This window comes from Bradyrhizobium sp. BWC-3-1, from assembly GCF_032917965.1.
GTDB lineage: Bacteria > Pseudomonadota > Alphaproteobacteria > Rhizobiales > Xanthobacteraceae > Bradyrhizobium > Bradyrhizobium canariense_D.
In genome coordinates, this window is record NZ_CP136625.1 from 4,180,813 (window position 1) to 4,194,664 (window position 13,852).

Sequence of the window (13,852 nt, forward strand, 5' to 3'; positions counted from 1 at the left end):
GCTCTCCTGCGTCAACATTCGTTCCACGATATGGTGTGGTGGCTCGCGGCTGTGTGGTGTGTGATGGGGAGGAGGAGTGGGGAATATACCACTATGAATATCATCCATAAGGGGAGGCTCCACTCTCTTAGAAGTCGAGAGGCTCTGGCCGTGATATGCCCAGCTTGGGGACCGCTCCCGTTCTGGCGCGGAACTTCTTCTTGAGGATGTCCACAGCCACCGCCTCCTTGCTCCGTGGGACGATAATGCTGTCATGGACTGGATAGCTCGGGGTGCCGCCAGCCATCAGCTCCTGCATAGTCCCAATAATGACTTCACTCTCAACAAACTGGAGGTCGCTCCAGTCCCGAACACGGCCCCCAATCTCTTCGCCCCATCGCTCAAGGATAGGGTGCCGCTGTAGGACGCGCTCCCTGATCCGTTTCATGGGGTAGGCCTTGGGATCGAAGGTGTCCGGCGAGATATCCTTGTGCTCCAGACGGTCCAAAAGGTTCTCCTTGATCTCCTTGGTCCACCGCGTTCGCAGTTGCCCGCCGCCGAAAGACATGTTGATCCAGCACTTCGCGACTTCCCGATCCAGATCGGTGTCACCAAGGATGCCGCCGTAGGCGTCTGTGTCGGTGTCGAGTTGCTGGCCACACCATGAATAGAAGATGGTGAGATAGGCGGAGGAGATATCGACCTCGACCACAGCCTCGTCGTCGATAATCATCTTCCGTCGCTCCTTGCCGCCGATGCGCTGGTAGCAGGTGCCGTCTTGTGGGTAGGACCAAAGCCGTCCGCCCTTATTCCACCGGAAGTCGGGGTCATCCGCGCGGTGAAACAGCCGAACCCAGCCAAGGTGCCTGATCTCGCGATTTGGGTGCGCGAGCGTGTGATGTGCGGCGAAAGAGTTGAGCGCGGCGACTTGTGCCCGAAGCCGCTGCGCATGTTCCGTGTCAGGCGTCTTCTGGTAGGGCGACGTTAGCCGCACCAACTCGGAAGGCATCACCACCTCAAACCGGAAGTGCTCCCCCACGGTGTCCGGTGTCACACCATGCGAGGCACACGCCGCCAACAGAGCCGGTGTCGCCCTGTAGCGGGTGAGCTTGCCCGAAGCGGGGCCGACGCTTTTCAATCCGTTATACCACCCCGGATATCCTGGCTTGTGCTCAACCAGGCCCGCCTCAGCAAACGCGAGGCGCACAGCCTCGAACATGCGCCATGTGATACCAGGAGCGCCTTCACGCCCACGGGTGTAGTCGCTCTTTTTCAAGGAGCACATGAGCCACCCCTCGCTCCGATCACGGTGGACCGTGTCGAGCAGATCAGCGATGAACGCACCCACAGCGTTCGCGTGATCTACCATGGTCTTCTTGCGTGCATACGCCGCGCCTTTCGCGGCTTGCGGCCTCGGATAGCGCGCGGCAAGCTCGCCCATCAGTGCAGAGGCCTGTTGACTGATCGGTGTCGCACGTAGGGTTGCCAAGGGTGCCTTGTTGAGCGGCGCGCGCTCCTCCTTGGGGGTCTTCGGATCCCAGCCTGAACGTGTCGCGGCCTCGGGATCCCACTCTTCGGATGTGTCCGTCATTGTGGTCGTGTCTGCTCTGCTGCTCATCCCGAATCGCAGTTCTTTTGTCGTATTGTGTGAACTCAATGCCCTCTCGGTCGTGCTCGCCACGTGTACGCCCCCTGCGAGAGACGCGTGACGGCCCTTCCGGGCAAACATTATCAATCCAGCTTGTATCGAGGGAACTTCTTGATTGCTTCCGCGAGATCCTCGGGCGTCGGTGTGGTGTACTTCCTCCCCGTCGTTGGAGGTACATGCCCCGTAATGGCGTCGCTGTACCGCTCATCAATGCCGACGCGAGCTGCTATCGTTTTGAAAGTGTGGCGCCACGCGTGGTTTGGGCTGATCTCTGGTCGTTTACGCCCAAAGACCGCACCCACATGCCCACCTGTGACCTCATTCGCTCCGCTTGATTCTGTCGGGGTCGATTTTCCACTCGCTTGTCGGACCGTTCGTTGGGTTCATAGAACAGCGGAGCGCCGTTTGCTCTGTGCACGAACTCAATCAAACCCTGTTCAATGAGGTGCTCATGGAGGGGGATCGTGCGCGCCTTGCGCGTCTTCATCTTGCCGGCCGAGGGCGTCAATCTTGCGAACCAAAAACCATCTCGCTGCTGTATGTCGGCGGCTCGTAATTGCGTGATTTCGCCTGCACGCGCACCTGAATAGGCGCAAATCCATGGCACCCAGCGGCGGGCTCGCTCGCTATAGGATTTAGTGTCAGACGAGAGGAGGGCGGCCGATAGGATCGTCTTGATCTCCGCTCTCTCGAACGCTTTGCCCTCTCGCTCAACATTTTTTCGAGGAACGCTGATGTGGACCTCGGTAAAAGGATTGCTCTCGATCAATCTCTCTTTCAGGCCCCAAGTGAACACCGTTTTCAGCGCTGTCCGCCACGCACCTGCAACGGTTCCTGCTGAGCGTTCTTCGTTGATGAGACCTGTCATCCAAGCCTTTGCCTTTTCATAGGTAATACGCCGTACGTCGGGGAAGTGGCGATTGGCCTCCTTGAACACTGTAGCCCAACGGTAAACCGTGCCTTCAGCCGGCTGGACCGCTTTCCTCCAAGCGTCGAAAAGCTCCAGCGCCTTAACTGGCGTAACGGCGCTCACCTCTTCCAGCGCAGGAAAGACGGACGAGTGCTTATCGGGGCTAAAGTCGCCTCGCGCGAGCGCCTCCAACCGCTGAAGTGCCGGCAGAAGGTTGTTACCCACTGCGTCAACAAAGAGTGCGTCTGCATCCGGTGTGAGCTTTAGACCTTGTCCAAGTAAGAACGCTGCTGTTTCGGCCTCAAGCGCGATAGCGGGGCGTATTTCCTCCTTCACCTCGGGCGAGAACTGCCAATCACAGTCGGGGTCGTTTGCCGGTCGCTCTTCGTATTCGTCGGGGGCGTGAGGTCGGATGACTTCCCAGACCAAAGTCTCCGCGAGGGCTCGCCAATGTCCGGGCGTCCTTAGGTCTCGTTCGTGCCTCGACAGAAACCAGGAATACCATTGGCCAGCCAGCGCATAGGCTTGTTGCCGTGTAAGCGGCTGCGGACCCTTTGCCTTTGCAGCCTTCAGGCTCGCAATGCGTATCTCAATTTCTGCCAGCCACTCGCCGAACCGCGCGCGGGCCTCGTGATCCGACACCCCGGCCGAAAGATAGAACTTCTCTTCCCAGGCATTTCCGAACCGCGCCGCGTAGGCCTTCCTGACGCCCTCGGGGATCGCCTTTCGGGCCGTGTAAGCCCCGGTAGAAGTCCTTGTTAGCCGGGTCATTTGAAACGCCATTCTGTACGGTGCCTTGTAGATAGGCGCATCCAAATGGCGTTGGCAATCAGTAAGTTACTGATCTTTCTACCTTTGGCTCCCCGACATTTCGGATCGCTTAAGTCCCTCGCGTTCAGCGGGTGTGTCCGAAGGCGCGAAGCGACTAAGCGGTGAATTTAAGGGACAAGGGAACCAACCTTAGGGTGTCTTCACCCAGCGGATCCGGAACCTTCCCTATGGCAAACTTGGAGGTTTAACATGAAGTTGGTTAAGAGCCTTTTGCTCGGTTCCGCGGCGGGTCTGCTCGCTGTTGGCGGAGCGCAGGCAGCCGATCTCCCCGTGAAGGCCAAAGCGGTCGAATACGTGAAGATCTGCTCCCTGTACGGTGCGGGTTTCTACTACATCCCCGGCACCGACACCTGCATCAAGCTGGGTGGTTATCTGCGCGCTGAAGTCGCGCTGAACACCAACTCGGACTTCAGCGGTCAGCTCACGTCGAACAACGGCGCGCGCAACCGTCTGACGAACTACTACACCATGCGCGCTCGTGAAGATCTCAACATCGACACGCGCACCGCGACCGAGTACGGCGTCGTCCGTACCTTCTTCGACGGCGTGTTCTCCTGGACCACCGGCAACTACGCCGGCACCGGCAGCGCGACCGGCACCACTGCCTACAGCAGCACGCTGGCGCTCAACACCTCCGGCGCCGCCCCGGCGCTCGTTGGTTCGGCCGTCAACGGCACCGACGGCGCGACCTCCGGCGGTTCGCTCGGCGTGTACTACGCCTTCATCCAGTTCGCTGGCTTCACCATGGGTAAGGCCGTGTCGCAGTTCGACGCGCCCTGGACCAACTATCCCGGCAACAACTTCGACAGCCTCGTCGGCGGTTCCGGCACGGTCACTGGTGTCAACCAGTTCACCTACACCGCTGACTTCGGTCAGGGCGTGACGGCGTCGTTCTCGGCTGAAGATGCGACGGCCTATTACCAGGCCGGCAACCTGAACATGACTGGCGCGACTGCGGCTGGCATGATCGGCGGTTCGTATGGCTCCAACGCCATCGGCGGTTCGCGTTCGCCGAACCTCGTCGGTATGGTCCGTGTCGACCAGGCTTGGGGTCTGTTCCAGGCGTCGGTCGCTGCGCATGACAACCACGTTGCCTACTACGGCGCCACCGAGCCGACTGGCCATCCCGACGACAAGTGGGGTTGGGCTGCTCAGCTCGCTCTGTCGATCAAGAACATCCCGACTGGCGCGGGTGACGTGATCAACATCCAGGGCGTCTACACCGACGGCGCATCCCGCTACAACTTCCAGAACCTGGCGGGCGGCAGCTACTCGATGTTCGGCAGCTCCGGCGTTGCCTACCAGAGCGTCGGCTTCGCCATCGCTCCGGACACCGTGTTCGTGACCGGCAGCGGTCAGGAAACCGTCAAGACCTGGGGCTTCCGCGGTGCCTACACCCATAACTGGGATCCATACTGGAACACCGCGATCTACGGTGCTTACGCTCAGGCGCAGTACGGCACTCTTGCTAAGACCACCCTCTGCGGCGCTGGCGGTGCTGGCGGCGTGTTCGGCGGCCTGGCGGGCGTGACGGGTTGTAATCCTGACTTCGCCATCGGCCAGGTCGGTGTCATCACCCGCTGGACCCCGGTCAAGAACCTGACGTTCTCGGCCGACCTCTCCTGGACCCATCTGGACCAGAAGTACGCTGGTACGGTTGCTTACGCTGGTGCCGGCACGACGGCCAAGCCGGCCGCCGTGTACGAGCTGAAGGATCAGGACACGCTCGTTCTGCTCCTCCGCGCTCAGCGCAACTGGTAAGTTCGGTCTAACGACCTGACAGAGAGCCCCGGCGGGAAACCGCCGGGGCTCTTTTTTGCACCAGGCGGACCACGGATCTCCGACATGTTCTGGAGAACGAGTGGAGTGTGGAATGATGAGTAGCTTTGGGTGATCAAGAGCGGGGTTCGGATCGCGCGATCAAGACCACTTCAGCCGCCGCGGCAAGAGGCGGAGGCGCCGGCAGGTCCTTGAGATTCATGGCCACCACGGCGTCCAACGTGGTCTGCCCGTCTAGACCGCAACCAGCGCGAGTCGAGCGGCATAGAGCGGGTTAGGCCGCGTCGACGACGTCGGAGTTTAGGCGTGGTGCGACAGCCGTAGAAGCGCCGGCCGATAGGGGGCTTGCGGATCGTCGTCCTCATTCGAGGGAATTGTGCAGGAGCCGAATTCCCGTCTGATCCGCTCGATCTCGGCGATGCGCTCGTGCAGCCGCTGCAGATGCTCCGGGGATTTCGCCCGCCAGAATCGAAATGTGTCGGCGGTGAGCGGGAGGAACGCGGTGCCGAACAGCGTCGGCTCCGGAACGACGGTTCGCCCGAGCAGCAGGAACCGCCCGGCACCGGAGACGACGAGGGTCGCGTAGCCGCGGTTTCCGATCCTCTTGATGCCATTCAGCGACCATTCGGCGAGCTTGCTGAAATAGGGCTCCTCCCGCCAGCGATCGGGGCAATGGTCATCGACGGTAACGTTGACCGCGTCCTGGCTGAAATGCACGATGATGCCCGATTTCGCCGGAAACCAGTCGTCATCCAGATGGCCCTGCAGCCAGGCGCAGACGAAGGAACGGCACATCTGCGGACGGCGCTCGTAGATGGTGCATCCAGTGCCCGTCTGCCAATGCCTGCACCGCTGGTTCACCGGCTTGTCGACGGCCGCCACTTCGAGGATATCGCAGCAGGCATTGCACGAGCCGCATTGCCGGGCTGGCTGGGCTGTCCTCGTCGGGCTGGTTCCGCGAAAACCCTGCCCGTCGCGGACCAGCAGCTTCTGCTTTTCCAGCGCATTCAACGCACGTTCGATTTTGAGACGAGATAGTCCCGTGGCGTCGATCACACCCTTCATCGTCGTCGCGCCCGCCTCTACTGCACGGGCGACGCTCAACATTGCCTGATCCATGTTTGTAGTTCTTTTCTTCTCTTATTGCGGCGCGCCCGATCCGCCCTGCACGATCTTCTCGTTCAGCTTCTCACCGTACGGTCTGGAGCACTCCGGCCCATGTTGATGGCCCCGCCTCAAACGCCGGGAGCTGACCGCGTTACCCCCTCGCGCGGATACCTTGTTATCGGATCGCCGCAAGCGAGTCTCATAGGCACGCCGCTATTCCACGCTGCCGGCGCCACGGCGCAAATCAGCCTCGATCTGCAACCGGGTGCCGCCGCCGAAGCGGGCGCGGTAGACCTGAAGGTTCTCCATGATCCGCTGCACATAGTTGCGCGTCTCGGAGAACGGGATCAGCTCGACCCAGTCGACCGCGTCGACCTTGGGGTCACGCGGATCGCCGTAGCGGTCGATCCACTTCTTCACACTGCCGCGGCCGGCATTGTAAGCGGCGAAGGTCATGATGTAGGAGCCGCGATAGTCTTCGAGCAGTCCACCGAGCTCGGCCGAGCCGAGCGTGGCGTTGTAGGCCGAATCGTTCTTCAGACGCCCCAGATCGTAGGTCCCGCCGTGCCGCTTGCAGACATAGCGCGCAGCGTCCGGCGTCACCTGCATCAGCCCATAGGCCTGCGCCGGCGAGACGACCGAGGGATTGAAGGCGCTCTCCTGCCGCGCGATGGCGTAGATGATGCTGCGCTCGACCTCGGGTCCGATCGGCGTGAATTGCGGAATGCCGTTGACGGGATAGGCATAGAAATCGAACGGCAGCCCGCGATTGAGCGCGGCCTTGCCGAGCAGCAGCATGCCGCGCGCGTCGCTGTGGCGCTGGGTGAGCTCGCCGAGGCCGGCTAGCGCTTCGGGATCGCCGTTCTCGCCCATGTCGGCGAGCAACGGTATCACCATCTCGCGCTCGTCGAGCTCGTAGAGCAGCTGCGCGGCGCGCACGATCTCCAGCCGTTCGGCACCGCGGCTGCGCGGCTGAGCGTTGAGCTCGATCTGCGGCAGGCCGAGCTTGGCGCGTGCGAGCTGGCCGTAATAGCTGGTGGATTGCTCGGCGGCCCGCGCGTAGGCGTTGCGCGCCTCCTGCTGGCGGCCTGCAGCTTCGGCGGCGCGGCCCTGCCAATAGCCGGCGCGCGCCAGCGTGGTCGGATTGACGCTGCCGATCCCGATGCGGGCAAAGTGCTGGGTGGCGGCCGCGGGATCGTTGAGGAAGCGCAGCGCGATCCAGCCGGCGGTGAACTCTTGCTCGGTCTTGTAGATGTCGCGCGAGGGCAGGGCCGCATCGCGCGCGATCAGATAGGCGCTGCGGAATTCCTCGGTGTCGATCATCTTGCGCGCCAGGAGGCGCCGTTCGATCCACCATTCGTCGAGATTGTAGAGCCGGCCCGGATCCTTCGGTGCCGACAGCATGAGCTGGGCGGCTTCCGCAAATTTCTCCTCGCGGCGCAGCAGCTGGATCTTGCTGAAGATGAAGCCCGGATCGCCGTGCAGCTCGCGCGGCACGGCTTCGAGCAGCGCACGAGCGTTCGGCGCTTTCTTGAGGGAGGCGATGCGGGCTTTGGCGAGTGCGACATAGCCGGCCCCGAGGCGCTTTGCAGCCCGCAATGCGGCCTCGTTCTCGCTGCCGTAGAGCAGCGTATCCATCCGCGCCTTCTGATCGCCGGGCGTCAGCAGCGCGCCGAACTGGTCGAGTGCGTTGTTTTCGGTCTCTTCCGACATCGGGTCGCTGCGCCAGGCATCGCGCACCAGACGTTCGGCGTTGGCACGGTCGCCGCGCGCCAGCATCGCCTTGGCGACCGTGAAGCGGCCCTTGGCGGACACGGGGGATTCGTTCTCGAACCACGACCACGCGACCTGGTCGTCGCGCCTGTCGTCCCACATCGCGGCCTCCAGGCGCCGGCGCAGGAAGGTCTGCGAGGGCCAGCTCGGATTGGCGGACAGGAAGGCGCGGTAGCGCTCCACAGTCGCGCCATTGTCCTCGCTGCGAAGGATGATCCATTCCGCGAGTTTTCGCGCGACCGGATCCGAGATCGTGGCCGCGGCACTGGTGGCGTCGCCCGCCTTGCGCTTGCGCACGAGCTCGATCACGGTCTCCAGCGTGTCCTTGTCGGCTTGCGGCGTCGAGGAGGTCGCAGCAACCGCAGCCGGTGTGACCGGCTTGCGCGGGGCGGCATGCTGGCGGGTCGCCGGAGCCAGGACAGGAGCCGCGACGGGCTTGGCGGAGGCCGGGGCGGTCGGTCTGACGATGGCCGTTGCTGCCGGTGCGGGTGCGGTCTTCGGGACCGAGCCGCCAGCGGCCGGCTGAGGTTTCGGCGCGACAGCCGCAGGCTTCAGCTTGTCCTTTGCAGGTTCCTTGCCTGCGTTCTTGCCAGCATCCTTGCCAGCGTCCTTGGCAGGCTTCTTCGCGGCATCCTTGGCGGGTGGACTGGTCGCGCCCTTGCTTGCGCCCTTGGCGGCGTCCTTCGAAATGTCCTTGCCGGTTCCCTTGGACGCCCCCTTCGTGGTGTCCTTGGCGGCTGGCTTTGCGATTTCCTTCGCGGTTTCCTTGGCGGTCTCCGCGGTTGTCTCATTGGATTTGGCCCAGGCGGCGCAGCCGGCCGACAGCCCTGCCATCAGGCACACGACCAGACCGGTGGATCGCCATGCGGCGCGCGGAAAGGAGATCACGGCGTTTCGTCGCCCCGAATCAGTCAATTGGCTCAAGACCTAGCTGTACAAGATCTGGCTATATTTGATTGAATATACGGACAAATACCAACAGCCGCTTACCTTTGCCGGGTTTGCACCACCACCGCGGCAAAATCGCGGCCTAAACCCGTGCGTCACACGGAAGCGGGTCTTTTACCGGCGGGATAGACCCGATATGAATGCGGCTTGCTCGAGATCGCCGCGTACGGAGGAAGTCCATGGCAGCCAAGACGAAATTCCGGGGATCGTTCACCGCCTTGGTCACGCCGTTCAAGAACGGCTCGCTGGACGAGGCGGCGTTCCGCTCCCTGGTCAACTGGCAGATTTCGGAGGGCACCAACGGCCTGGTCCCGGTCGGCACCACCGGCGAGAGCCCGACGCTGAGCCATGACGAGCACAAGAAGGTCGTCGAATGGTGCATCGAGGAAGCGAAAGGCCGCGTGCCTGTCGTCGCCGGCGCCGGCTCCAACTCGACCAAGGAGGCGATCGAGCTCGCCCAGCACGCTGAAAAGGCGGGCGCCAACGCGGTTCTGGTCGTGACGCCCTACTACAACAAGCCGACCCAGGAAGGCATGTACCAGCACTTCAAGGCGATCAACGACGCGATCGGGATTCCGATCATCATCTACAACATCCCGCCGCGTTCCGTGATCGACATGTCGGTCGACACCATGGCGCGGCTGTGGGAGCTGAAGAACATCGCCGGCGTCAAGGACGCCACCGCCAGCATGGTTCGCGTCTCGCAGCAGCGCGCGGCAATGGGCGAGGACTTCAACCAGCTCTCGGGCGAGGATGCGACCATCCTGGGTTACATGGCCCATGGCGGCCATGGCTGCATCTCGGTGACCTCGAACGTCGCGCCGCGGCTGTGCTCGGAGTTCCAGGCCGCCTGGGCGAAGGGCGATCATGCCACCGCGCTGAAGCTGCACGACAAGCTGATGCCGCTGCACAACAACCTCTTCATCGAGAGCAATCCGGCGCCGATCAAGTACGCGCTGTCGCTGCTCGGCAAGCTGGACGAGACGCTGCGGCTGCCGATGGTGCCGGTCACCGAGCCGACCCGCGTTGCCGTGCGCAGCGCAATGGTTCATGCCGGCCTCATCAACTGACGCGCTGGCCGATCGGGGAGCTTTCATGGCGATCGAGGAAAGAGGCACGCGGATGCTCACGGAGTTCCGCGAATTCGCCATGAAGGGCAACGTCGTTGACCTCGCGGTCGGCGTCATCATCGGTGCGGCCTTCGGCGCCATCGTGACGTCGCTGGTCGGCGACGTGATCATGCCCATCATCGGCGCAGTTACCGGCGGCCTCGACTTCTCGAACTACTTCACGCCGCTTTCGAGCAAGGTCACCGCCGCAAATCTCGCGGACGCGAAAAAGCAGGGTGCCGTCTTGGCTTGGGGCAACTTCCTCACGCTGACGATCAACTTCATCATCATTGCCTTCGTGCTGTTCCTGGTGATCCGTGCCATGAACAAGTTGAAGCGCAAGGACGAGGCGGAGCCTGCCGCTCCGCCGAAGCCGTCGGCCGAGGTCGAGCTGCTGACCGAGATCCGCGATCTCCTCAAGAAGTCTTGACGCGCGCGCTTCATCCAAACTGTTAGCGTCCTCGCGCATCTCGATCAGGTTTGTCCCCCATGGCCGACAAGAATGAACGTCCGATCAAGGTCATGGCGGAAAATCGCAAGGCCCGCTTCAACTATGCGATCGAGGATACGATCGAGGTCGGCATTGCCCTGACCGGCACCGAGGTCAAGTCGATCCGCAACGGCAAGAGCACGATCGCGGAATCCTACGCCGATTCCAAGGACGGCGAGATCTGGCTGATCAACGCCACCATTCCGGAATATCTTCAGGGCAACCGCTTCAATCACGAGCCCAAGCGGCCGCGAAAACTGCTGCTGCATCGCAAGCAGATCAACAAGCTGATGGGAGCGGTCGACCGCGAAGGCATGACGCTGATCCCGCTCAAGCTTTACTTCAACGAGCGTGGTCGCGCGAAATTGCAGCTCGCGGTTGCAAAAGGCAAGAAGCTGCACGACAAGCGCGAGTCCGAGAAGAAGCGCGACTGGAGCCGGGAGAAGGGCCGCCTGATGCGGGCGAGGGGATAGCGGGATGACTCAGAGAAACCTGCTCGAGGTTGATTGGACCCGGATTCCCGCCCCCGCGGATGACGGCGGCGCCGCGCACCTGAAAGGCATGACGCTGCCGCCGGTCAGCCTGCTCGCCACTGACGACACGTCAGTCGCGCTGTCGGCGCTGCGTGGCCGGACCGTGGTGTTCGCCTATCCGCGCACCGGCGAGCCCGGCAAGATCGCGCTGGTCGACGATTGGGACATCATCCCGGGCGCGCGCGGCTGCACGCCGCAGACTTGCGCGTTTCGCGATCTGTTCGCCGAGCTGAAGGCCGCCGGCGCCGCGCAGGTGTTCGGCCTCTCGACCCAGAGCAACGCGTACCAGACCGAGATGGCCTCGCGGCTGCATCTGCCGTTCCCGGTGCTCTCGGACGAGAAGCTGGCGCTCACGCGCGCCCTGAATTTGCCGACCATGGAGGTTGCGGGCCTGACGCTGATCAAGCGCCTTGCGCTGATCGTCGACGACGCCAGGATCACGCATGTGTTCTATCCGGTGTTTCCGCCCGACCGGAACGCCGGCGATGTGCTGGACTGGCTGAAGGCCAATCCGGCCAAAGGCTTGTCTAGGGATTAGTCGAGGTCGGCCTTCACCTTCGCGAACACGGAGCGGAACATGTCCGGCGTCAGCACGCGGGTGTTCGTGTTGTAGCGGGAGCAGTGATAGCTGTCGTAGAGCCTGAATGCGCCGGCCTGATGCACGGCGCCGTGGCCGAAGGGGGCTTGCGATCCCTTCAGGTTCAGCGGCTTGAGCACGGTGTCGTGCGCAATGCGCCCGAGGGCGACGATCGCGCGCAGGTTCGGCATCGTTGCGAGATTCGCGGCGAGAAACTGCCGGCAGGTGTTGATCTCGACCGGCAGCGGCTTGTTCTGGGGCGGCACGCAATGCACCGCATTGGCGATCCGGCAGTCGACCAGCTTCAGGCCGTCGTCGGGACGCGCCCGATATTGGCCCTTGGCGAATCCGTATTCGAGCAGCGTGGTGTAGAGCAGGTCGCCGGCATAATCGCCGGTGAAGGGACGGCCGGTGCGGTTGGCGCCCTGCATCCCCGGCGCAAGGCCGACGATCAGCAGGCGCGCCTTGATGTCGCCGAAAGGCGCAACCGGTGCATTGTGCCACAATGGCTCGCGCGCGCGGTTCGCCTCGCGAAAGGCGACCAGGCGCGGACAGAGCGGACAGTCACGGTCGGGGACGAGGCTGAGAGGCTGGCGGCTTGACCGGGCCGCCTCACTCCTCGAAGTCGTCATCGCCCCTCGCCGGCGCCATCGTGGTTGCGCGCTGGAGGAACTGCGGAGCGTGGTGGCGCGCCTCGCGGTCGCCGCGGTCACGCGGGGCGGGGCGTTCGGACGGGTCGCGACCGAGCTTGGACTGCAGCTCGACGAGGTCGGTGAAGACGTCGGCCTGCCGGCGCAGCTCGTCGGCGATCATCGGCGGCTGGCTGGCGATCGTGGAAATCACGGTGACCCGCACGCCGCGGCGCTGAACGGCCTCGACCAGAGAGCGGAAGTCGCCGTCGCCCGAGAACAGCACCATCTGGTCGATGTGCTCGGCGAGCTCCATGGCGTTCACGGCGAGCTCGATGTCCATGTTGCCCTTGACCTTGCGGCGGCCGGAGGCGTCGATGAACTCCTTGGTCGCCTTGGTGACGACGGTGTAGCCGTTGTAGTCGAGCCAGTCGATCAGCGGCCGGATCGAGGAGTACTCCTGATCCTCGATGATCGCGGTGTAGTAGAACGCCCTAAGTAGCGTCCCGCGGCTCTGAAACTCCTTCAGCAGGCGCTTGTAATCGATGTCGAAGCCCAGAGTTTTTGCCGTCGCGTAGAGATTGGCTCCATCGATGAAGAGCGCGATCTTGTCGGTAGAGGAAGGTGACATTCAGTTTGCTCGCGTAGAGTTCGTGATTGATCGTTTATTGTTGGCGCGGCGACAGCAAGCCGCGCGCTTCTAAAGTCCCGCCGAAACCCGTCGAAACCGCAAATCCGGAGAAGTCGGGGCAATCAAGGTATAGTTATGGCCAACTTGCACATACCCGGCGCCGCCCTCGCCGGCGGCCCGGGTAACCACCCATCCCAGCGCCAATGTGGGGGTAGCAGAGCCGTTTGGCGAGGCCAAATCACAAATTGGCCTTGCGAAACCCTCCCGGTCCCTATAACTACCGGCATTCATCCACATATTTCGTCCCACCCACAACGGAGCGACAGTCGATGGCTCGCGTCACCGTAGAAGATTGTATCGACAAGGTCGACAACCGGTTTGACCTGGTCCTGCTGGCCGCCCACCGCGCCCGCATGATTTCGTCTGGTTCACAACTAACGGTTGACCGTGATAACGACAAGAACCCTGTTGTGTCTTTGCGCGAAATTGCTGAGACCACCATTTCGCCGGAGGACCTCCGCGAGGAGCTGGTGCACTCGCTGCAGAAGTTCGTCGAGGTCGACGAGCCCGAGCCTGACACTGTGCCGCTGATCGGTTCCGCCGGTGCAAGCGTGGATGCAGACGATACCGAAGTCGCCGTTGAGCGCATGACGGAAGAAGAGCTCCTGAAGGGTCTCGAAGGCCTCGCGCCGCCCGAGGAGCAACCCGAGGAAGACGAGTAAATCGTCCCGTCGCGCTCATCGACTTCTTTGTGATCTGATCAAAGGCCCGAACCGTTGTTCGGGCCTTTGCTTTTGTTGGCGTTTTCGTGGTTACCATAGCGTCGTCGGTTCGCGCCTGTCCCTGTCACTGAATTGATCGGACACGCGCGCGATCGGAGCTAAGATGTATACAACGGGCTCTGTCGT

Annotated in this window: 12 protein-coding genes; 6 read left to right on the forward strand and 6 right to left on the reverse strand. The window is 62.7% G+C overall.

All coding sequences use genetic code 11. From position 1 onward, the window contains the following. Nucleotides 1-127: 127 nt before the first annotated feature. Nucleotides 128-1,570, reverse strand: coding sequence for a hypothetical protein (locus RX329_RS20295; RefSeq protein WP_143275425.1), 1,443 nt, complete (start codon nucleotides 1,568-1,570; stop codon nucleotides 128-130). A gap of 283 nt (nucleotides 1,571-1,853) precedes the next feature. After that, complete coding sequence (locus tag RX329_RS20300) at nucleotides 1,854-3,308, reverse strand: hypothetical protein (RefSeq protein WP_161495144.1); 1,455 nt, start codon at nucleotides 3,306-3,308, stop codon at nucleotides 1,854-1,856. A gap of 249 nt (nucleotides 3,309-3,557) precedes the next feature. Here RX329_RS20300 and RX329_RS20305 point away from each other — a divergent pair, with 249 nt between their 5' ends. Continuing rightward, entirely contained in the window at nucleotides 3,558-5,129 is a 1,572-nt protein-coding gene (locus tag RX329_RS20305) for a porin (protein ID WP_085357377.1), read from the forward strand. Between the two features lie 318 nt (nucleotides 5,130-5,447). Here the strand turns inward: RX329_RS20305 and RX329_RS20310 are convergent, their stop codons facing one another. Beyond that, complete coding sequence (locus RX329_RS20310; protein ID WP_317246346.1) at nucleotides 5,448-6,266, reverse strand: YkgJ family cysteine cluster protein; 819 nt, start codon at nucleotides 6,264-6,266, stop codon at nucleotides 5,448-5,450. A gap of 201 nt (nucleotides 6,267-6,467) precedes the next feature. Next, nucleotides 6,468-8,861, reverse strand: coding sequence for a lytic transglycosylase domain-containing protein (locus tag RX329_RS20315; RefSeq protein ID WP_317246432.1), 2,394 nt, complete (start codon nucleotides 8,859-8,861; stop codon nucleotides 6,468-6,470). Between the two features lie 293 nt (nucleotides 8,862-9,154). Here RX329_RS20315 and dapA point away from each other — a divergent pair, with 293 nt between their 5' ends. Genes dapA through RX329_RS20335 form a run of 4 tightly spaced genes read left to right on the forward strand, consistent with a single transcriptional unit; the run spans nucleotide 9,155 to nucleotide 11,645 of the window. Further along, complete coding sequence (dapA, locus tag RX329_RS20320; RefSeq protein ID WP_007603384.1) at nucleotides 9,155-10,045, forward strand: 4-hydroxy-tetrahydrodipicolinate synthase; 891 nt, start codon at nucleotides 9,155-9,157, stop codon at nucleotides 10,043-10,045. 52 nt (nucleotides 10,046-10,097) lie between these two features. After that, on the forward strand, nucleotides 10,098-10,514 hold the full coding sequence (mscL, locus tag RX329_RS20325) for a large conductance mechanosensitive channel protein MscL (RefSeq protein WP_162496383.1): 417 nt from the start codon (nucleotides 10,098-10,100) through the stop codon (nucleotides 10,512-10,514). Nucleotides 10,515-10,573: 59 nt separating this feature from the next. Beyond that, entirely contained in the window at nucleotides 10,574-11,047 is a 474-nt protein-coding gene (smpB, locus tag RX329_RS20330) for an SsrA-binding protein SmpB (RefSeq protein ID WP_007603387.1), read from the forward strand. A gap of 4 nt (nucleotides 11,048-11,051) precedes the next feature. Continuing rightward, nucleotides 11,052-11,645: a peroxiredoxin gene (locus RX329_RS20335; RefSeq protein WP_317246347.1), complete on the forward strand. Its 594-nt coding sequence runs from the start codon at nucleotides 11,052-11,054 to the stop codon at nucleotides 11,643-11,645. Here the strand turns inward: RX329_RS20335 and RX329_RS20340 are convergent. Both RX329_RS20340 and RX329_RS20345 read right to left on the reverse strand, forming a co-directional pair. Next, the gene (locus RX329_RS20340; protein ID WP_026233573.1) at nucleotides 11,642-12,316 is read right to left on the reverse strand and encodes a uracil-DNA glycosylase; all 675 of its coding nucleotides are present in this window, start codon (nucleotides 12,314-12,316) and stop codon (nucleotides 11,642-11,644) included. The genes RX329_RS20335 and RX329_RS20340 overlap by 4 nt on opposite strands. Then, the gene (locus tag RX329_RS20345) at nucleotides 12,297-12,944 is read right to left on the reverse strand and encodes an NYN domain-containing protein (RefSeq protein WP_007603390.1); all 648 of its coding nucleotides are present in this window, start codon (nucleotides 12,942-12,944) and stop codon (nucleotides 12,297-12,299) included. The genes RX329_RS20340 and RX329_RS20345 overlap by 20 nt, the downstream gene beginning before the upstream one ends. Before the next feature lie 329 nt (nucleotides 12,945-13,273). Between RX329_RS20345 and rpoZ the strand changes: the two genes are divergently transcribed. Next, a complete protein-coding gene (rpoZ, locus tag RX329_RS20350; protein WP_007603391.1) occupies nucleotides 13,274-13,666 on the forward strand; it encodes a DNA-directed RNA polymerase subunit omega in 393 nt (130 codons plus the stop codon). The last annotated feature ends 186 nt before the right edge of the window (nucleotides 13,667-13,852 follow it).

What these genes read in the sequence shown, in the direction of transcription:
- RX329_RS20315 (WP_317246432.1), bottom strand. Translation starts at nt 8,861, where the DNA reads ATGGCAGGGCTGTCGGCCGGCTGCGCCGCCTGGGCCAAATCCAATGAG.
- RX329_RS20305 (WP_085357377.1), top strand. Translation starts at nt 3,558, where the DNA reads ATGAAGTTGGTTAAGAGCCTTTTGCTCGGTTCCGCGGCGGGTCTGCTC.
- rpoZ (WP_007603391.1), top strand. Translation starts at nt 13,274, where the DNA reads ATGGCTCGCGTCACCGTAGAAGATTGTATCGACAAGGTCGACAACCGG.
- RX329_RS20340 (WP_026233573.1), bottom strand. Translation starts at nt 12,316, where the DNA reads ATGACGACTTCGAGGAGTGAGGCGGCCCGGTCAAGCCGCCAGCCTCTC.
- RX329_RS20335 (WP_317246347.1), top strand. Translation starts at nt 11,052, where the DNA reads ATGACTCAGAGAAACCTGCTCGAGGTTGATTGGACCCGGATTCCCGCC.
- smpB (WP_007603387.1), top strand. Translation starts at nt 10,574, where the DNA reads ATGGCCGACAAGAATGAACGTCCGATCAAGGTCATGGCGGAAAATCGC.
- RX329_RS20310 (WP_317246346.1), bottom strand. Translation starts at nt 6,266, where the DNA reads ATGGATCAGGCAATGTTGAGCGTCGCCCGTGCAGTAGAGGCGGGCGCG.
- RX329_RS20295 (WP_143275425.1), bottom strand. Translation starts at nt 1,570, where the DNA reads ATGACGGACACATCCGAAGAGTGGGATCCCGAGGCCGCGACACGTTCA.
- dapA (WP_007603384.1), top strand. Translation starts at nt 9,155, where the DNA reads ATGGCAGCCAAGACGAAATTCCGGGGATCGTTCACCGCCTTGGTCACG.
- RX329_RS20345 (WP_007603390.1), bottom strand. Translation starts at nt 12,944, where the DNA reads ATGTCACCTTCCTCTACCGACAAGATCGCGCTCTTCATCGATGGAGCC.
- RX329_RS20300 (WP_161495144.1), bottom strand. Translation starts at nt 3,308, where the DNA reads ATGACCCGGCTAACAAGGACTTCTACCGGGGCTTACACGGCCCGAAAG.
- mscL (WP_162496383.1), top strand. Translation starts at nt 10,098, where the DNA reads ATGCTCACGGAGTTCCGCGAATTCGCCATGAAGGGCAACGTCGTTGAC.